The following is a 16,447-nucleotide window of genomic DNA, read 5'->3' on the forward strand; positions in this document are numbered from 1 at the left end:
AGAATCTCCGCCAGGCTCGCTCTCGATGTGAGGTCTAGGCGCGCGCCGCACGGTTGACGGCCGATACCACCGCCCGCAGTGAGGCGGTGGTGATCGACGGTGCGATACCGACACCCCACACGGTCTGTGCCTCGCCGCCGTGGGGGCCGACAACCATGGCTTCGACATAGGCCGCCGCCTGCGCATCGTCACCGGCGCTCATGGCGTGCTCGGAGTAGTCCAAGACGTTGACGGTGTAGCCCACGCTCGACAGCGCATCGACGAAGGCAGCCAACGGCCCGTTGCCCGTACCGTGGACTTCAGTTTCCTTACCGTCGATCTTCACCACGGCGGCAATGGAATCCGTGCCGCCATCCTCCTCGGATGCGGTCACCTTCTGGCGAATCCGCTCCAGCGGAGTGATCGGCGCCAGGTACTCCTCGGCGAAGACGTCCCAGATCTCCTTCGGGTTCACCTCACCACCCTCGCCGTCGGTGATCCGCTGGATCGACTGCGCGAATTCGATCTGCAGACGGCGCGGCAGCACCAATCCGTGATCGGACTTCATGATGTAGGCGACGCCGCCCTTGCCGGATTGCGAGTTCACCCGGATCACGGCCTCGTAGTTGCGGCCGACGTCCTTGGGGTCGATGGGCAGGTATGGCACCTGCCACAGAATGTCGTCGACGTCGGAATCTGCCTCGTCCGCATCGCGTTTCATTTGATCCAGGCCCTTGTTGATGGCGTCCTGGTGGCTGCCGGAGAAGGCGGTGTAGACCAGATCGCCACCGTACGGGTGCCGCTCGGGAACCTTCAGCTGGTTGCAGTACTCGACCGTGTGCCGGATCTCGTCGATGTTGGAGAAATCGATCTGTGGGTCCACCCCGCGGCTGAACAGGTTCAGCCCCAGCGTCACCAGGCACACGTTTCCGGTGCGCTCGCCGTTGCCGAACAGACATCCCTCGATACGGTCGGCGCCTGCCTGGTAACCCAATTCTGCTGCGGCGACGGCGGTTCCACGATCGTTATGTGGGTGCAGGCTCAGGATTACCGAGTCGCGACGAGCCAGGTTGCGGCTCATCCACTCGATGGAATCGGCGTACACATTGGGGGTTGTCATCTCAACCGTCGACGGCAGATTGAAGATGATCGGGTTGTCCGGTGTCGGCTCGATGATGTCGCCGACGGCGTTGCACACCTCCAGCGCGTACTGCAGCTCGGTGCCGGTGTACGACTCCGGGGAGTACTGGAAACGCCAATGCGTATCGGGGTATTTGGCCGCTTCCTCAACACACTTGCGGGCACCATCGGTGGCGATCTTCTGGATCGCGTCCTTCTCACCCCGAAAAACCACGCGCCGCTGCAGGATCGACGTCGAGTTGTAGAAGTGCACGATCACCTTGGCGGCGCCCTCGCAGGCCAGGAACGTGCGTTCGATCAGCTCCGGTCGGCACTGGGTCAGCACCTGGACGGTCACGTCATCGGGGATGGCGTTCTCGCTGATCAGCTCGCGGATGAAATCGAAATCGGTCTGGCTGGCCGAGGGAAACCCGACCTCGATTTCCTTGAAGCCCATCCGGATCTGCATATCGAACATCCGGCGCTTACGCGCGGGACTCATCGGGTCGATCAGGGCCTGGTTGCCGTCACGCAGGTCGACCGCCGCCCATTGCGGTGCGCGGGTGATCACCTTGTCGGGCCAGGTGCGGTCGGGCAGCTCGATCTTTTCGACCTCATCGGCGAATGAGCGGTACCGATGCACCGGCATCGAGCTGTTCTTCTGGGTGTTCCACGCCGGTTGGTCGGCCGGAATGGGTCCATTCGGGGTGACGATGCTGCGGGGGGTGTAGTTGAACTCGTCTGAAGAGAAGCTAGTCATGGGAAGGCTCCGGGAGTTTGAGGGGTATCTCGACCGGCACGCCAACAACCCGCGACAGGAAGCCGGTCTGGATTAGACCCTGTCGCGGCGTCGGAGGAGGAGCGCCCGCTGCATAGACGGGACTCTACCAGCCGCAAGAAGCCCGATCATCTGGCAAGCTCGCAGAGCATGTGGGTACGGCGGGGGATGGTGACGCTGCTGGTTCTGCTGGTGGTCACCGGTTGTGCGCGCACTGTCAGCGGGCAGCCGCGGGGAGGAGAACCCGCGCCCGGCGCCGACTCCTTCTTTCACGGCGACCAGCCCGACTATGGACAGAAGCTCAATGCCACCGAGAAGGTGACGCTGGCCTATGCGCGTGCGCTACGGAGGGTGGATCCCTGCGGATTCGCCGCCAGTCTCAAGGACTTCGGAGACCCTGGACAGGTCGTTGGCGACTTTCCGATGTGTTATGCCAGCGTGAAGGTCACAGGTGATCCCGGTCTCACCGAGGTCTCCTACGCGTATTCGATGCAGGACAAGCGGGACGTCCCCGCGGCCTTCGTGGTGGGGTCTGTCCCGGTCTACGAGACCGGAGCAGATTGCGAGTACGAGGTACCGCTGGGCCTGGAGCGGCTGCCGGGGGCGCCCTCGAACCCGACGATGCAGGCCATGCTGTCGGTCAGTGCGTACCTGTACGGGTCGGACGAATACTCGGATCCGGACTGCCGGCTTGCCAAGCAGGTGATGACCGCGATCGCCAAGGAGCTGCCGTCGGGATTGCCGCCGCGTTCTGCGCTCAGCGCATATCCGATCAAACTTGCCGAACGCGATCCGTGCGAGATCCTCGGGGAGTATCCGGGAAAGGCGCAGAAGGTCTCCGTGGACCTGCTGGGCGATCCCTTCGGGTGTGATTTCTCGCTATCGGAAACCGATATCGAGTACACCGTGCAGCTGACGAGCAGCGTCGATGACTTCCCGGAGGAGTACACGAAATCGACCCGCGGCGGCGTGACGTATTTCCATAACGAGGATCCGAATCAGCTGACGGGGTGTCACGCGCTGGCGTTGGTGGGAGATCCGTTGTACCCCAAGGATGTCGGCGGCGGTGCGGCGAATACCGATGCCGACGCCTATTTTCCGGCCGTGGTCGCGAGCGCCTTCACGGAAGAAGGGCGGACCGATTGCGGGCAGATGCGGGAGATTTTGGACAAGGCGGTGCGACTATTCGCAAACTCCGCTCGATAGCGCTGGGCCTCGTCGCCGCACTGGCGATCGCGGGGTGTGCGAACGTGGTATCCGGTTCGGCCAAGGGAGGATCGCCCGCGCTCACGGGCGCGAGTCTGTTCGTCGGCGAGGTGGCCACATACGGTCAAACCTTCACGGAAACGCAGATGACCCTGTTGGCTTATCTGCGGGCGTTGCGACGGATCGATCCATGTGGCCTTTTGTTGATGCTCAAGGATATTGGCGCTCCGACCTACATTTCGGGAGATGTGGGTGGCTGTTTCGGTTCCATCAAGGTGACCGGCACGGCGTCCCCATCGAGTGTGGGTCTGTCACTGGTACTGGGTGACTATTCGCGGGAGCGGCCCGAATTCACGATCGGTGGCGCACCGGTGTTTCACACCGTGGGCACATGTCTGTACGAATTTCCGATCGCGTTGAACAAGCTTCCGAATGCGCCCGTGTTGAAGGGGACGCGGGTGCCGGCACTGCGCGTTGTGGTCGTCGACGGCGCCAGGGGCGTGCCCGCACCGAATTGCAAGATGGCACAGCCAGTTATCGGTGTGCTGGCCACGCTGAACCCGGCCGATATGCCTGTGCGTGAGGCATTGAGCGCGTATCCGATCAAGATCGCCGAGCGGGATCCGTGCGAGATTCTCGATGAGTATCCGGGCCGGGTAGATGATCTGAGAACGTCCCTGTTTGGCGACCCGTTCTCATGTCGATTCTCGTTGAAAGACAGCGATACTCAATTCGAATTCACCATGAGGACGGGCGTCGATCCGCCGTCGAGGCTGCACGAGGAAATCCGGGACGGTGTCGAGTACTTCCACGGTCAAGACGGCAGCATGTGCACCAGCATGGTGCGTCTGGGTAAGCCGTTGTACGCCCGCGACGTCCCGGGTGGTGCCATGCAGGAGAACAGCACCCCGGAGCGGATTTTCATCGAGGTGCTGAGCTTCTCGCTGAAGGCCGGGGACTGTGGATCTACCCGCGCGATGATCGACAAGGCGGTAGGGATCTTCCGGGGTTCGTTCGACTGAGGCGTGCACCGGGACACAATGGCGTCATGGACAGCGGCGCGGTCATCGAGGGGCAGGTATCGGCTCTGCTACTGACAGGAGTTCTGTGATGCCCTACGTCGAATCGGCGCAGCGGACCAGGGAAGCGGTCGCGGCCGCGCGTGTGGTGCTGATGCATGAAGGGGTGGGCCGCACCACCATGCGCGCTGTCGCCGGGGAGGCGGGCATCCCATTGGGGACGCTCCAGTACGTCTTTCCGAGTAAGCAGGGCCTGCTCAAGGCGGTGATCGAGGATGTCGTGGAGGAGATCTCGGGAGTTCTGCGCGGTGTCTCGGAAACCGAAACCGGCCTGGAGAACGCGATCCGGCACGGCGTGCGGAATTTCTGGTCACAGCTGGTCGACGAGCATCGCGATCTGCAGCTGGTCCAGTACGAACTCGTCACCCATGCACTTCGGACACCAGGCCTGGAGGATCTCCCGGCCTGGCAGTACGAGCGTTACACCCAGGTCGTCGCCCACTGGTGCCAGGAGGCGGCGCGACGGGCCGGAGAGCGTTGTGCGGTGTCTTTCGAGCGGTTGGCTCGGGTGCTTGTGGCCGGAATCGACGGCCTGATCCTGCAGCATGTCGTCAGTCCGGACCCGGCTCGTTCCGCTGAAGACCTCGACTCCCTGACCACGATGTTGATTTCACTCGCGGCGGTAACGCCCGCCTAGCGGCTCCCTTGCCTGTATCCGTTTCTCGCCTTACCCTGAATTCAGTCATACGACTGACTTGAATAGGAGATGGCATGACGGATGTGGATGTCGTGGTGGTCGGTGCCGGTCTCGCGGGGCTGTCCGCGGCCCGCACGCTTGTTGCCGCGGGAAAGTCCGTGCGCGTCCTCGAGGCCCGGGACCGAGTGGCGGGACGCAACCTGGGCGGGTTTCTGAGCAATGGCGTGCCGGTGGAAAAGGGCGGCCAATGGGTGGGGCCCACCCAAGACGCCGTGCTCGGCCTCATCGCGGAGCTTGGCCTGGAGACTTTCCCGAGTTACGAGGATGGCGACGCGCTGACCGTCCTGGACGGCCAGGCGATCCGATATCGCGACGGGCTCTTCGGACTTTCGCCGGAAGCCCTGGCCGAGGTGGGACGACTGTGGGTAAAGATCGAGGCCCTGGCCTCGACAGTGCCCCCGGAATCGCCGTGGCAGGCGCCGGATGCCGAGGAATTGGATCGTCAGACCTTCGACGCGTGGGTCACGGCCAACAGCGCCGACAGTGTCGCGACCCGCTTCTTCCGGTTTCTGGTGCCGGCCGTGTTCTCCGCGGAGGCGCCCGAGATGTCGCTCCTGCATTTCCTGATGTACCTCAAATCCTCGGGCAACAACCTGGCAGCGCTGCTTGCCATCGGCGGGGGCGCCCAGGAGCGCAGAGTCGTCGGCGGCACGCACCAGATCTCCGAACGCCTGGCGGCCGAACTCGGCGACCGGGTCCAGCTCGGTGCCATCGTCCGGACCATCGCGCAGGACGCGGACGGGGTTGCGGTCTCGTATGAGGACTTCCATGCCGCCACGAGGAGTGTTGTCAGTGCACGGCATGTCGTTGTCGCGGTCCCGCCGACCCTGGCGGGACGGATTCGCTATCTGCCGGCGTTGCCCGCTTCCCGCGACGGTCTCACTCAGCAGATCCCCGCCGGAGCGGTCATCAAGTTTCAGGTCGGGTACCAGACGCCGTTCTGGCGCGAGGACGGACTCAGTGGATTTGTGGCCAGCCTTGACGACGCGTTCAGTCCAGTCATGGACAACTCGCCGCCGGACGGGTCGTGTGGAGTGCTGGTCGGGTTCCTCGAAGGGGCTCATGCGCGCTCCGCCGCAGAGTTATCTGTCGCGCAACGGCGTCAGATCGTTGTCGACGCTCTGATCAAGTACTTCGGCCCGAAGGCCGCGGAACCATTCGATATCGTCGAACAGGACTGGACTGCAGAGGAATTCACCCGCGGATGCTACGGAGGACGGCTTGGTGCGGGCGTATGGACGCAGTACGGCAAGGCATTGACCGCACCCATCGGGCGTATCCACTGGGCGGGTGCGGAGCTGGCGCAGGTCTGGAGCGGCTACATGGACGGAGCGGTCCGATCCGGCAGGCAGGCAGCCGAAGAGGTGCTGGCGGCCGGGTGAGGCGCGCTAACCGCCGAAACTCTCGCCCCAGTGCTCGGTGAAGGCGATGTCGCTCAGCGCGGGGCGTTGCCGGGGGGCGTGATCGCGCTCGACGGTCGATTCGTCGGCACCGGCGTAATCCTCGAGAACAGGTCCGATCGCGACGACGGCGATGGGCCGCACGTTCTCGGGGATACCGAAGACGCCGGGTGCGTCGTCCGCCCGGAATCCGGCCATCGGATGGGTGTGCAGACCGTGCGAGCGCGCCTCGACACCCAGCTGGGCAATCGCCAGTCCGGCATCGACCGCCGCGTAGACGGCGGTGTTGTCATCATCTCCCAGGTCGGTGCTCACCAGCACGAGCGCTGCCGCAACTTTTGCGTAAGAGTTTCCCCGATTGAGCAGCTCGACCAGTGCCTCGTAGGTGGCGTCACCGCGCAGGCCCACGATGTATCGGACGGGGAAGCGCTTACCCCAACTGGCGGCCCACCGACCCGCTTCGAGCAGGGCTGTCAGGGTCTCGGGAGCCAGGTTTGCACCGGGATCGAAATGCCGCGGACTCCAGCGCGAGGCGATCAGCGGCTGGATCGGAACCGAGGTGATGGCGGTACGTTCGGTCGGGTTGCCCATACGGGCCAGGTTATCGAGTTGTCGTAACCCCTTATCCTGATGACTGGATCTCCCCCGACCCTGGCCGAACAGCAGGAAGGTATGCCGTGGCGCTCGTCGTCCAAAAGTACGGCGGATCGTCGGTCGCAACGGCCGAACGCATCCGCAGGGTGGCCGAACGCATCGTCGAGACGAAGAAGAACGGCAACGACGTCGTCGTTGTGGTCTCGGCCATGGGTGACACCACCGACGAGCTGCTTGACCTGGCTCAACAGGTCTGCCCGGCACCGCCGCCCCGTGAGCTGGACATGCTCCTGACGGCCGGTGAGCGGATGTCCAACGCCCTGGTCGCGATGGCCATTCACTCGCTGGGGGCCTCGGCGCGTTCGTTCACAGGATCGCAGGCCGGTGTCATCACCACCGGCAGGCACGGCAGCGCCAAGATCATCGACGTCACTCCCGGCCGGTTGCGCTCCGCCCTGGACGAGGGCCAGGTGGTGCTGGTCGCCGGATTCCAGGGTGTGAGTCAGGACAGCAAGGACGTCACCACGTTGGGACGCGGTGGCTCTGATACCACCGCCGTCGCGCTGGCCGCCGCGCTGAAGGCCGACGTCTGCGAGATCTACACCGACGTCGATGGGGTCTTCACCGCCGATCCGCGGATCGTGCCGAATGCGGCCCGGCTGGACAAGGTCAGTTTCGAGGAAATGCTGGAGATGGCGGCAGCCGGAGCAAAGGTGCTCATGCTGCGCTGCGTGGAATACGCCCGGCGATACAACGTTCCGGTTCACGTGCGCTCGTCGTATACCGACAAGCCAGGCACGATCGTCAGCGGATCAATGGAGGACATTCCTGTGGAAGAAGCGATTCTCACCGGTGTCGCACACGATCGTGGCGAGGCCAAGGTCACCGTCGTCGGGATTCCCGACGTACCCGGATACGCCGCCAAGGTCTTTCGTGCCGTGGCCGATGCCGAGATCAACATCGACATGGTGCTGCAGAACATCTCCAAGGTCGAGGACGGCAAGACCGACATCACCTTCACCTGCCCCAAGGAGAATGGGCCCACCGCGGTCGAGAAGCTGGACTCTCTGAAGAACGAGATCGGGTTCTCGCAGGTGCTCTACGACGATCACATCGGCAAGGTGTCGCTGGTGGGTGCGGGTATGCGCAGCCACCCGGGTGTCACTGCCGGCTTCTGTGAGGCGCTGGCCAAGGCCGGGGTCAACATCGAACTCATCTCGACGTCGGAGATCCGGATCTCGGTGCTGGTCAAGGACGATGAGCTCGACACCGCGGTCAAGGCCATCCACGACGCCTTCGAACTCGGTGGCGAAGAGGAAGCCACCGTGTACGGAGGTACCGGGCGATGACCTCCATTGGTGTTGTCGGCGCGACCGGGCAGGTCGGGGCCGTCATGCGAAAGCTATTGGAAGAGCGTGACTTTCCGGCGTCATCGGTGCGGTTCTTCGCGTCTGCCCGCTCCGAGGGCAAGAAGCTGACGTTCCGCGGCCAGGAGATCGAGGTCGAGAACACCGAGACCGCGGATCCTTCTGGATTGGATATCGCGCTGTTCTCCGCCGGGGCCACCATGTCCCGGGTGCAAGCACCACGGTTCGCCGAGGCAGGCGTCACCGTCATCGACAACTCGTCGGCGTGGCGCAAGGACCCGGACGTTCCGTTGGTGGTTTCGGAGGTGAACTTCGATCGCGACGTGCGTGGCGTGAAGCTGCCGAAAGGCATTATCGCCAACCCGAACTGCACCACCATGGCTGCGATGCCGGTGCTCAAGGTGTTGCACGACGAGGCGGGCCTCGCCCGGCTGATCGTGTCGACCTACCAGGCGGTGTCGGGCAGTGGCCTGGCCGGCGTGGAAGAGTTGGCCACTCAGGTACGCGCCGGTATCGCCGATGGTGAGCAACTGGTGCACGACGGCTCTGCCGTCAGCTTCCCGGAACCGGTGAAATATGTTGCACCCATTGCCTTCAACGTAATCCCGCTGGCCGGCTCGCTGGTCGACGACGGCTCCGGTGAGACCGATGAAGACCAGAAGCTGCGTCATGAGAGCCGCAAGATCCTTGGCATCCCAGAGCTTTTGGTGAGCGGTACGTGTGTACGGGTTCCGGTCTTCACCGGACACTCGCTCTCGATCAATGCCGAGTTCGAGCGTGAGCTGACGCCCGCGCGTGCCGCTGAGCTGCTTGGCGCGGCGGCGGGCGTCACCCTGGCCGACGTACCCACGCCGCTGGCCGCGGCGGGTGCCGACGAATCTCTGGTGGGCCGGATCCGTCAGGATCCGGGCGTTCCGGGTAATCGCGGTCTGGCGCTGTTCATTTCTGGAGACAACCTCCGGAAGGGTGCCGCGCTCAATACGATTCAGATCGCCGAACTGCTCGTCGCTAGCTGACTCACAGGAACTTCACGGGTTTTCCCTGGGCAATGGTCAGTCGGTTCGGCCATGCTCGGGGCATGACAACTCCAGACAATCCCGATACACCAACGAATCCGGTGTCTGTTCCGCAGGCACCCGCGCCCGCGCCGCGTTCGGCGAGTAACACCTTGCTGGTGAAGATCGCCGCCGTTGTCGGCATCGTCGCGGGTGCATTCGTGATCCTCGGCGTCACCTTCGGTCTCGGCGTGCTGGCCGGCTCGCAGTGCGGGCATGGTGGGCACGGCGGTCCTGGTGGCCCCGGTGAGCACGGCCGGCACATGATGTTCCAGCGGGACGGTCAGCCTCCGATGCTTCCCCCCGGTGGGCCGGTCATCATCGAGCGCGGTCCTGCGTTCATCCCGCCGCAGCCGCCCGAGCGTCAGGACCGGCGCGACCAGCCGCCGCCGCCCGCGCCCTCCACGCCACCCGCACCCTCCGCGCCGCGCCCCTGACCCGGGTCCATCGCGATCCGGCCGCCCGGCGCCACTGGCTACCCTGTCCTGGGATGGTTAGTGGCGCCTTGGCGTCGGATGGGAGATGAGGCGTGCGGCGCATCAGGGGCAGCACGATTCTGCTGACCGCGCTACTGACATTCACAAGCCTGCAATTGCCCTGCTTCCCAGCCGCATTCGCTGACCCGCTGCAGCCCGCGTCGCTGCCTGCGCTGGACCCCGGTGAGGTGGTGCGTGTTGGGCCGGTCGCGGGAACGGGCACCGCGACCTCCGACTACAACCTGGGCGCGACCGATCTGTGCGAGTTCATGGTTTTCACCGGCGGCATGCTGCAGATCTGTGGTGACAGCTTCGCAGGGCAGGGCGTGGGATACGGCGGCTGGTACTCGCCGGTGGCGCTACGCGTCGACACGGAAACGGTGCCGAACGCATCCGGTGTGCGTCACTCCGGTGTGCTGGGCACCGACCGCCCACTTTTGGAAGACCCGACGCCGCCGGGATTCTCGCAACTTCCCTCGGGCGTCATCGACATCAACGGGACTAACTGGCTGTTCATCGCCGTCACCAAAAACTTGGTTCCGCAGTCGACACGGTTGGTGAAGCCTGACCCGTTCCGTGCCGGATGGCCGACCGTGCCCGGATCGGTACGACCCGGTGATTACGCGAATGGCCAGCAGACTCAGATCAGCGGCTATTACGACCCGCTATGGACCCCTGAGTCGCCGAAGGGGTGGGTGTACATCGTCAGCGACGGATTCGATCGTTCGCGACCCGTGGTTCTGTACCGGGCCAAGCCGGACACGTTCACCGACCGCGCGACGTGGCAGGGGTGGGGCGCCGATGCTCACGGCAGGTGGGCCTGGGGTGCCGCCGTCACGCCGTTGTGGGATGACCACCTGGGCGAGCTGAGCATGAAGATGGTCGACGGACAGGCGGTGCTGTCCTACTTCAACCAGACCACGGGCAACGTCGAGGTGCGGGTTGCCGACAACCCCACGCGGCTCGGCGCGGTACCGGCGACCACGGTGGTCAACGCCGGAGCCTGGCCCGAGGTCGCCGACGAGCTGCCCGAGTCGTGGGACAACACCCTGGCCCAGCCGTATGGCGGATATATCGGGCCGGACTCCACGCTTGATCGGCTCAGCATTTACGTCAGCCAGTGGAACACCGATTCGCGCGACCATGCCCCCTATCGGGTGATCGAATTCGCGGTGAACCCGTTGCGGGCCGGTGTGGGCTAACTAACATCCGCTTGTTACCAGAGTTATCGACGCGTCTATGGTGGCTGGTTAGGATGGTTGCCGATGATTGCTAGCGGAACCTTGATCGACATCGCCGCCGATGAGTGGATAACTGGCGGGCAGGGTTCGCGTACCTTCGAATCTGTGGACGCTGAGGAGCTGGCAACCCGCGCAAGCGAGGCCCTGGCGTCTGGAGACGACAGCGAGGCGTTGCGTCTCGCCAATGATGCGCTGGAGCTGGAGCACAAGAATTCCCGGGCCTGGCGCATTCTGGCGTACTGCCTCGGCAGCATGGGGCGGCACTTCGATGCGATTGATTGCGCACTCTCTGCCGTGCGATACGGCGGCCATGACGCCATCAACCACTACACCCACGCGTGGGCGCTCAAGGGCGCCAGCAAACCGAACGAAGCCCTCTCGGCGGTCGATGAGGCCCTCGATATCGAGTCTGGATTTGCCGATGCGCTCGCACTGCGCGCGGTGATCCGCAACGAGCTGGGCGACCGGGCGGGGGCCATCGAGGACATGCGCAGGGCGCGGGCGCTCTAGCTCTCCAGCGGGTGCCGCTTGAGGAACTCGTCGATGAGGGCGTTGACCTCGTCGGGGCGTTCCAACGCGGCCAGATGCCCGGTGTTCTCCATGATCACGAACTCGGCCCCGGGGATCGCTTCGGCCATCAGCTCGGTCTCTGCGACGGGAAAGGTGGGATCCTCGCGCCCGGCGACAACCAGGATCGGTGTACCGATGCGCCCGAACAGCTCGCGTTGGTCGGGCCGTGCCGGCACCACGCTGTTGACCGCCCAATAGACCGAGTCGACGTTGAGATCGCGCAGTTCGGCGCGGATCGCCTGTTCTACCTGGGGGCGCTCGCGCATGATCGTGGGGCCGACGAAGGCCTTCACCGCGCGGGTGGTGAGTGGTTCGCGGAATCTGCCCAGCAGCCGGACTATCTCGGTGAGCATCCGAAACTCGACGGTCTGACGCATGTTGGCGCGCGAAGCGGTGGCGTTCATCAAGACGGATGCTCCGGCACGGCCGGGATGCAGTGCCGCGAAAGTTCCCCCGATCATTCCGCCCCAGGAATTGCCGACGATATGTGCGCGCTCGATACCGAGGGTGTCGAGGATTTGTTCGATGCTGTGTGCGCAGTCCTCGAATCGGAACATTCGGTGCAGGGCCTGGCTGTCACCATGGCCGGGCGGGTCGACGAGGATCACGGTGTAGCGGTCGGCGAAGTATCGGGCCTGTTCGGCCCACATGGACCCGGTCATCAGCAGGCTGGGCCAGAAGAGGATGGCGGGCCCGTTACCGCCGACCCGCACATGCAGGCCGCCGAGGCAGCTCTGGACGTACCGGTCCTGCAATGCGGCACCGCTCATGCGCAGCAGGCTAGCGGTTGTGGGCGGTTGACAGGGAAGATCTGCAGAATGTGGACATGATTGCTGCCCGGTTCCTGCCGCCAGTGCTGCTCATCTGCTCAAACATCTTCATGACCTTTGCCTGGTACGGGCATCTGAAATTCAAGGATCACCCGTTGTGGGTGGTGGTCCTCGTCAGCTGGTTCATCGCATTCTTCGAGTACTGCCTGGCAGTGCCCGCGAATCGTCTTGGCAGTGAGGTGTATTCGGGCGCCGAGCTCAAGGCGATGCAAGAGGTCATCACGCTAACGGTGTTTCTCGGTTTCGCGGTGTGGTACCTGGGGGAGAAGCTCACCCTGAATCACCTGGTGGGGTTCGTATTGATCGCCGCCGGGGCCTACTTCGTATTCAACGGCCCGTTCGGATAGAGACACCATTTCTTGACTCATTCCAGAAAAGGCGCATACTGGTGAGGTGACCGCAGTACAGCCCCCCGCCCCAGCCGCTGCATTGCGCAGGGCGGGACTGCGTGTCACGGCTCCGCGCGTCGCGGTTCTGAACGCGATTGCGGCGCATCCACATTCAACCGCAGATGTCATCGCGATGGTGGTGCGTGCCGATCTTGGGAAGGTGTCCACACAGGCCGTCTACGACGTGCTCAAGGCCTGTGTGAGCGCCGGGCTGGTGCGACGTATCGAACCGGCTGGTTCCGCGGCGCTCTTTGAGACGCGTATCGGCGACAACCATCACCATCTGGTCTGTCGCCGTTGCGGTGCCGTCACCGATGTGGACTGCACCGTCGGGCATGCGCCGTGCCTGGAGCCGTCACATACCGCGGGGTTCGTGGTCGACGAGGCCGAAATCGTGTTCTGGGGCCTGTGCCCCGAATGTCAGCCCAATTAATCAGGTTTCGAGGAGGTTTTCATGTCCATCCGTACAACCACGAACACCGGAATCGCAGTGGAGAGCGACGATGAGTCGTTGACCGCGGGCATCCAGGGCCCGGTTCTGTTGCATGACCACTATCTGATCGAAAAGCTTGCGCAGTTCAACCGGGAACGCGTTCCCGAGCGCATCGTGCATGCCAAGGGTGCCGGCGCGTACGGAGAGCTCGTCGTCACCGCGGATGTCTCGAAGTACACCAAGGCCAAGCTGTTTCAGCCGGGCGTGAAAACAGAGTCGCTGGTGCGCTTTTCGACGGTGGCAGGAGAACAGGGGAGTCCCGATACCTGGCGTGACCCGCGTGGTTTCGCCATCAAGTTCTATACCGAGGACGGCAATTACGACCTGGTCGGTAACAACACCCCCGTCTTCTTCATTCGCGATGCCATCAAGTTCCCGGACTTCATCCGCTCGCAGAAGCGGTTGCCGGGATCAGGATTGCGGGACCACAACATGCAGTGGGATTTTTGGACGCTGCGTCCCGAGACGGCACACCAGGTCACCTGGTTGATGGGTGATCGCGGGATCCCGAAGAACTACCGCCACATGAACGGATACGGCTCGCACACCTATCAGTGGGTCAACGCAGAGGGGGAGCGTTTCTGGGTGAAGTACCACTTCCGGACCGATCAGGGCCAGGATTTCCTGACCCAGCAGGAAGCGGATGCACTCGCCGGATCCGACGCCGACGCGCATCGTCGCGATCTGTGGGACGCGATCGAGCAAGGCAATTTTCCGAGCTGGACCCTCCATGTGCAGATCATGCCGGTGGCCGAGGCACAGGGATACCGGTTCAATCCGTTCGATCTGACCAAGGTCTGGTCCAAGAAGGACTACCCCTTGATCGAGGTCGGCAAGTGGACGCTCAATCGCAACCCGGGGAACTACTTCGTCGACATCGAGCAGGCTGCCTTCGAACCATCGAATATCGTTCCGGGAATAGGCTTCTCACCCGACAAGATGCTGCTCGGCCGGGTGTTTGCGTACGCCGACGCACATCGGTACCGGATCGGCACCAACTATGCGCAGTTGCCGCCCAACGAGGCGCGGGCCGCGACCGTGAATTCCTACTCCAAGGAGGGCGCGATGCGGTATCACTTCAATGATCCCGAGGTTCCGGTGTACGCCCCCAACTCTTTCGGGGGTCCGCATGCCGATCCGCAGGCAGCGGGCGACCTGGGGGTGTGGGATTTCGACGGCACCGCCGTGCGTGCCGGGTATGTCCAGCACGCCGAGGACGACGACTTCGTCCAAGCCGGAACCTTGGTCCGTGAGGTGCTGGACGATGAACAGCGCGCGCGGCTGGCGAGCAACATCGTGGGCCATGTGCTGGGCGGCGTCAGTGAACCCGTGCTGTCCCGGGTGTTCGAATACTGGAAGAACGTAGATGCGGAGCTGGGCAAGGCCGTCGAAGAGGGTGTTCGCGCCGGTCTCGACGCGCAGTAGGCAGTTCATGGATGGCGCCGGTTCTCTTCAAGGGGGCCGGCGCCATCCGTATGCTCGTCGTATGTCCAATGAGGCCGTCTACACCGCAGAAGCCACGTCGACCGGGGGAGGCCGTGACGGGCATGTGCGCTCGTCGGATGGCCGGATAGATCTAGACACCAGAATTCCAAAAGCAATGGGCGGCAACGGCGAAGGCACCAATCCTGAGCAGTTGTTCGCGGCCGGGTACTCGGCGTGTTTCTTGAGCGCACTCAATCTGGTGGCGCGTATCGCGAAGGTGCAGCTCGACCCCGCGACATCGATCACGGCGAAGGTGGGAATCTCCAAGACCCCGGAGGGCGGATTCGATCTGTCGGCCGAGCTGGATGGGTACCTGCCCGGGCTGTCCCAGGAGATCGCCGATGACCTGTTGGAGCAGGCGCATGAGGTGTGCCCGTACTCCAACGCGACCCGCGGCAACATCGAGGTGACGGTCAAGGCGCGGGTCTGATGCGCGGGTTCGTCGTCGCGGGGGTATCGGCGCTGGCCTTGGTGTTCGCGCCGGCGGCCCAGGCGGTTGGTCCGGATGCCGTCGTGCTCAAACCCAAGGTGGTGAATTCGATCGTCGGCACCGAACTTCCCGTCATCCGGACTGTCGAATCTCCGACGGCCGGCTATCAGGTGAGCGAACCGAGTTGTCTGAGCTTCGTCGATGTGGGGCTGGACGAGGTGTTCAACGGTAACGGCGAATTGGCCGAGTATCGCGGGCAGACGTCACAGAAATCGGATTCGGACACAACGTATTCCGTGAAGCAGGCGGTGGGAGTCTTTCAGCGCCCGATCGCCGCGGTGGATCCGGTTGTCGCGCTGTTGTTCATGGACAACTGCTACGGCGTACCTCTGGATGTGACCGACGGCCAGGGTGCGCGGGAAACGTGGACCATCACCAAGGGCAAGTCGGGAGACGCCACGGCCAGCTGGTCGATGGCCAGCGCCACCGGGACTACTTGCTACGTGCAGATGCGTGCGAAGCGCGAGGTGTTATTGCAGGTGAAGGCGTGTGTGCCGAAGAATGGCGAGAACATCGCCGCAGCCCTCGCCGATGCCATGGAGGGACGGGCATGACCATCAAGATCGCCTCTGCCGTGACTACTGCGACGGTGGTCGCGCTTGCGCTGGCCCCCGTTGCGGGAGCCCGTCCATCCGATCCGGGCGTCGTGAACTATGCGGTGCTCGCGCGCGGATCGGTGAGCAATGTCCTGGGGGCGCAGCTCGGGTCGCATAGTGAGTTCACTCAGCCGTTCCAGGCGTTCTCGGTGGATATCCCCGAATGCAACAACTGGTCGGACATTGGGCTCGATGAGGTGTACGCCGATCCGGATCTGGCCTCGTTCCGGGGTGCGACGACGCAAGACTCGGCCACGGATGCAACGCATTTGGTCAAGCAGTCGATCGGGGTATTCGCCAACAACGATGCCGCTGACCGCGCCTTCCATCGGGTGGTGGACCGCACTCAAGGATGCTCCGGTCAGACGGCCACCTTGCTCCTGAATGACGGCCGCCGCGAGGTGTGGACATTCACCGGACCAGCGGCCGGTGCCGCTGATGCCGCGTGGATGAAGGAGGAGGCCGGTCTCGACCGTCGCTGCTTCAACCAGACCCGCAGGCGCGAGAATGTGTTACTTCAGGCCAAGGTCTGCCAGCCGGGGAACGGCAGCCTTGCGGTGAACGTGCTGGCCAACACGATGCAAAACGGCCTGGGCCAGTAGG

The 16,447-nt window shown here is 63.8% G+C and carries 18 protein-coding genes; 15 read left to right on the forward strand and 3 right to left on the reverse strand.

Features of this window, described 5'->3' with window-relative positions:
* Positions 1–34 precede the first annotated feature (34 nt).
* Positions 35–1,858 carry a 2-isopropylmalate synthase gene (leuA, locus tag RHO23_RS22740; protein ID WP_057963558.1) on the reverse strand — a complete coding sequence of 608 codons (1,824 nt, stop codon included), beginning with the start codon at positions 1,856–1,858 and terminating at the stop codon, positions 35–37.
* A gap of 186 nt (positions 1,859–2,044) precedes the next feature.
* Here leuA and RHO23_RS22745 point away from each other — a divergent pair, with 186 nt between their 5' ends.
* The 4 genes from RHO23_RS22745 (at position 2,045) to RHO23_RS22760 (ending at position 6,240) form a co-directional block, all read left to right on the forward strand.
* On the forward strand, positions 2,045–3,082 hold the full coding sequence (locus tag RHO23_RS22745) for a hypothetical protein (RefSeq protein ID WP_064410116.1): 1,038 nt from the start codon (positions 2,045–2,047) through the stop codon (positions 3,080–3,082).
* A 146-nt stretch (positions 3,083–3,228) separates the two neighbouring features.
* Positions 3,229–4,104, forward strand: coding sequence for a hypothetical protein (locus tag RHO23_RS22750; protein ID WP_423489280.1), 876 nt, complete (start codon positions 3,229–3,231; stop codon positions 4,102–4,104).
* Between the two features lie 88 nt (positions 4,105–4,192).
* Positions 4,193–4,798, forward strand: coding sequence for a TetR/AcrR family transcriptional regulator (locus tag RHO23_RS22755; protein ID WP_064407619.1), 606 nt, complete (start codon positions 4,193–4,195; stop codon positions 4,796–4,798).
* A gap of 74 nt (positions 4,799–4,872) precedes the next feature.
* Positions 4,873–6,240, forward strand: a complete 1,368-nt coding sequence (locus RHO23_RS22760) for a flavin monoamine oxidase family protein (protein WP_423488389.1) — start codon at positions 4,873–4,875, stop codon at positions 6,238–6,240.
* 6 nt (positions 6,241–6,246) lie between these two features.
* Here the strand turns inward: RHO23_RS22760 and RHO23_RS22765 are convergent, their stop codons facing one another.
* A complete protein-coding gene (locus tag RHO23_RS22765; RefSeq protein ID WP_423488390.1) occupies positions 6,247–6,849 on the reverse strand; it encodes a nitroreductase family protein in 603 nt (200 codons plus the stop codon).
* A gap of 86 nt (positions 6,850–6,935) precedes the next feature.
* Between RHO23_RS22765 and RHO23_RS22770 the strand changes: the two genes are divergently transcribed.
* From RHO23_RS22770 to RHO23_RS22790, 5 genes are all read left to right on the forward strand, one after another.
* Entirely contained in the window at positions 6,936–8,201 is a 1,266-nt protein-coding gene (locus tag RHO23_RS22770) for an aspartate kinase (RefSeq protein WP_030095982.1), read from the forward strand.
* Positions 8,198–9,235: an aspartate-semialdehyde dehydrogenase gene (locus RHO23_RS22775; RefSeq protein WP_030095981.1), complete on the forward strand. Its 1,038-nt coding sequence runs from the start codon at positions 8,198–8,200 to the stop codon at positions 9,233–9,235. The genes RHO23_RS22770 and RHO23_RS22775 overlap by 4 nt, the downstream gene beginning before the upstream one ends.
* 62 nt (positions 9,236–9,297) lie before the next feature.
* Positions 9,298–9,711 carry a hypothetical protein gene (locus RHO23_RS22780; RefSeq protein ID WP_131727312.1) on the forward strand — a complete coding sequence of 138 codons (414 nt, stop codon included), beginning with the start codon at positions 9,298–9,300 and terminating at the stop codon, positions 9,709–9,711.
* A gap of 227 nt (positions 9,712–9,938) precedes the next feature.
* Positions 9,939–10,952, forward strand: a complete 1,014-nt coding sequence (locus RHO23_RS22785) for a DUF4185 domain-containing protein (protein WP_423489281.1) — start codon at positions 9,939–9,941, stop codon at positions 10,950–10,952.
* 63 nt (positions 10,953–11,015) lie between these two features.
* On the forward strand, positions 11,016–11,501 hold the full coding sequence (locus RHO23_RS22790; RefSeq protein ID WP_070922043.1) for a hypothetical protein: 486 nt from the start codon (positions 11,016–11,018) through the stop codon (positions 11,499–11,501).
* Here RHO23_RS22790 and RHO23_RS22795 read toward each other — a convergent pair.
* Positions 11,498–12,331 carry an alpha/beta fold hydrolase gene (locus RHO23_RS22795; protein ID WP_070916871.1) on the reverse strand — a complete coding sequence of 278 codons (834 nt, stop codon included), beginning with the start codon at positions 12,329–12,331 and terminating at the stop codon, positions 11,498–11,500. The two genes, RHO23_RS22790 and RHO23_RS22795, sit on opposite strands and share 4 nt — an antisense overlap.
* A gap of 56 nt (positions 12,332–12,387) precedes the next feature.
* On the opposite strand from RHO23_RS22795, the gene RHO23_RS22800 reads away from it, so the two are divergent.
* The 6 genes from RHO23_RS22800 (at position 12,388) to RHO23_RS22825 (ending at position 16,446) form a co-directional block, all read left to right on the forward strand.
* Positions 12,388–12,738, forward strand: coding sequence for a DMT family protein (locus RHO23_RS22800; RefSeq protein WP_030095976.1), 351 nt, complete (start codon positions 12,388–12,390; stop codon positions 12,736–12,738).
* 46 nt (positions 12,739–12,784) lie between these two features.
* On the forward strand, positions 12,785–13,213 hold the full coding sequence (locus RHO23_RS22805) for a Fur family transcriptional regulator (protein ID WP_030095975.1): 429 nt from the start codon (positions 12,785–12,787) through the stop codon (positions 13,211–13,213).
* A 21-nt stretch (positions 13,214–13,234) separates the two neighbouring features.
* Positions 13,235–14,698, forward strand: a complete 1,464-nt coding sequence (locus tag RHO23_RS22810; RefSeq protein ID WP_217339963.1) for a catalase — start codon at positions 13,235–13,237, stop codon at positions 14,696–14,698.
* 61 nt (positions 14,699–14,759) lie between these two features.
* Positions 14,760–15,188 carry an organic hydroperoxide resistance protein gene (locus RHO23_RS22815; protein WP_064407626.1) on the forward strand — a complete coding sequence of 143 codons (429 nt, stop codon included), beginning with the start codon at positions 14,760–14,762 and terminating at the stop codon, positions 15,186–15,188.
* Positions 15,188–15,802: a sensor domain-containing protein gene (locus tag RHO23_RS22820; protein ID WP_064407627.1), complete on the forward strand. Its 615-nt coding sequence runs from the start codon at positions 15,188–15,190 to the stop codon at positions 15,800–15,802. Before RHO23_RS22815 ends, RHO23_RS22820 begins: the two co-directional genes overlap by 1 nt.
* Complete coding sequence (locus RHO23_RS22825; RefSeq protein WP_057963566.1) at positions 15,799–16,446, forward strand: sensor domain-containing protein; 648 nt, start codon at positions 15,799–15,801, stop codon at positions 16,444–16,446. The genes RHO23_RS22820 and RHO23_RS22825 overlap by 4 nt, the downstream gene beginning before the upstream one ends.
* Position 16,447: the final 1 nt, after the last annotated feature.

This window comes from Mycobacteroides sp. PCS013, assembly GCF_049532645.1.
Classification (GTDB): Bacteria; Actinomycetota; Actinomycetes; order Mycobacteriales; family Mycobacteriaceae; genus Mycobacterium; species Mycobacterium gwanakae.

Coding starts and splice junctions, on each gene's coding strand:
- RHO23_RS22795 (WP_070916871.1), bottom strand. CDS start 12,331: ATGAGCGGTGCCGCATTGCAGGACCGGTACGTCCAGAGCTGCCTCGGC.
- RHO23_RS22750 (WP_423489280.1), top strand. CDS start 3,229: ATGACCCTGTTGGCTTATCTGCGGGCGTTGCGACGGATCGATCCATGT.
- RHO23_RS22760 (WP_423488389.1), top strand. CDS start 4,873: ATGACGGATGTGGATGTCGTGGTGGTCGGTGCCGGTCTCGCGGGGCTG.
- RHO23_RS22810 (WP_217339963.1), top strand. CDS start 13,235: ATGTCCATCCGTACAACCACGAACACCGGAATCGCAGTGGAGAGCGAC.
- leuA (WP_057963558.1), bottom strand. CDS start 1,858: ATGACTAGCTTCTCTTCAGACGAGTTCAACTACACCCCCCGCAGCATC.
- RHO23_RS22815 (WP_064407626.1), top strand. CDS start 14,760: ATGTCCAATGAGGCCGTCTACACCGCAGAAGCCACGTCGACCGGGGGA.
- RHO23_RS22775 (WP_030095981.1), top strand. CDS start 8,198: ATGACCTCCATTGGTGTTGTCGGCGCGACCGGGCAGGTCGGGGCCGTC.
- RHO23_RS22790 (WP_070922043.1), top strand. CDS start 11,016: ATGATTGCTAGCGGAACCTTGATCGACATCGCCGCCGATGAGTGGATA.
- RHO23_RS22820 (WP_064407627.1), top strand. CDS start 15,188: ATGCGCGGGTTCGTCGTCGCGGGGGTATCGGCGCTGGCCTTGGTGTTC.
- RHO23_RS22800 (WP_030095976.1), top strand. CDS start 12,388: ATGATTGCTGCCCGGTTCCTGCCGCCAGTGCTGCTCATCTGCTCAAAC.
- RHO23_RS22825 (WP_057963566.1), top strand. CDS start 15,799: ATGACCATCAAGATCGCCTCTGCCGTGACTACTGCGACGGTGGTCGCG.
- RHO23_RS22780 (WP_131727312.1), top strand. CDS start 9,298: ATGACAACTCCAGACAATCCCGATACACCAACGAATCCGGTGTCTGTT.
- RHO23_RS22765 (WP_423488390.1), bottom strand. CDS start 6,849: ATGGGCAACCCGACCGAACGTACCGCCATCACCTCGGTTCCGATCCAG.
- RHO23_RS22745 (WP_064410116.1), top strand. CDS start 2,045: ATGGTGACGCTGCTGGTTCTGCTGGTGGTCACCGGTTGTGCGCGCACT.
- RHO23_RS22755 (WP_064407619.1), top strand. CDS start 4,193: ATGCCCTACGTCGAATCGGCGCAGCGGACCAGGGAAGCGGTCGCGGCC.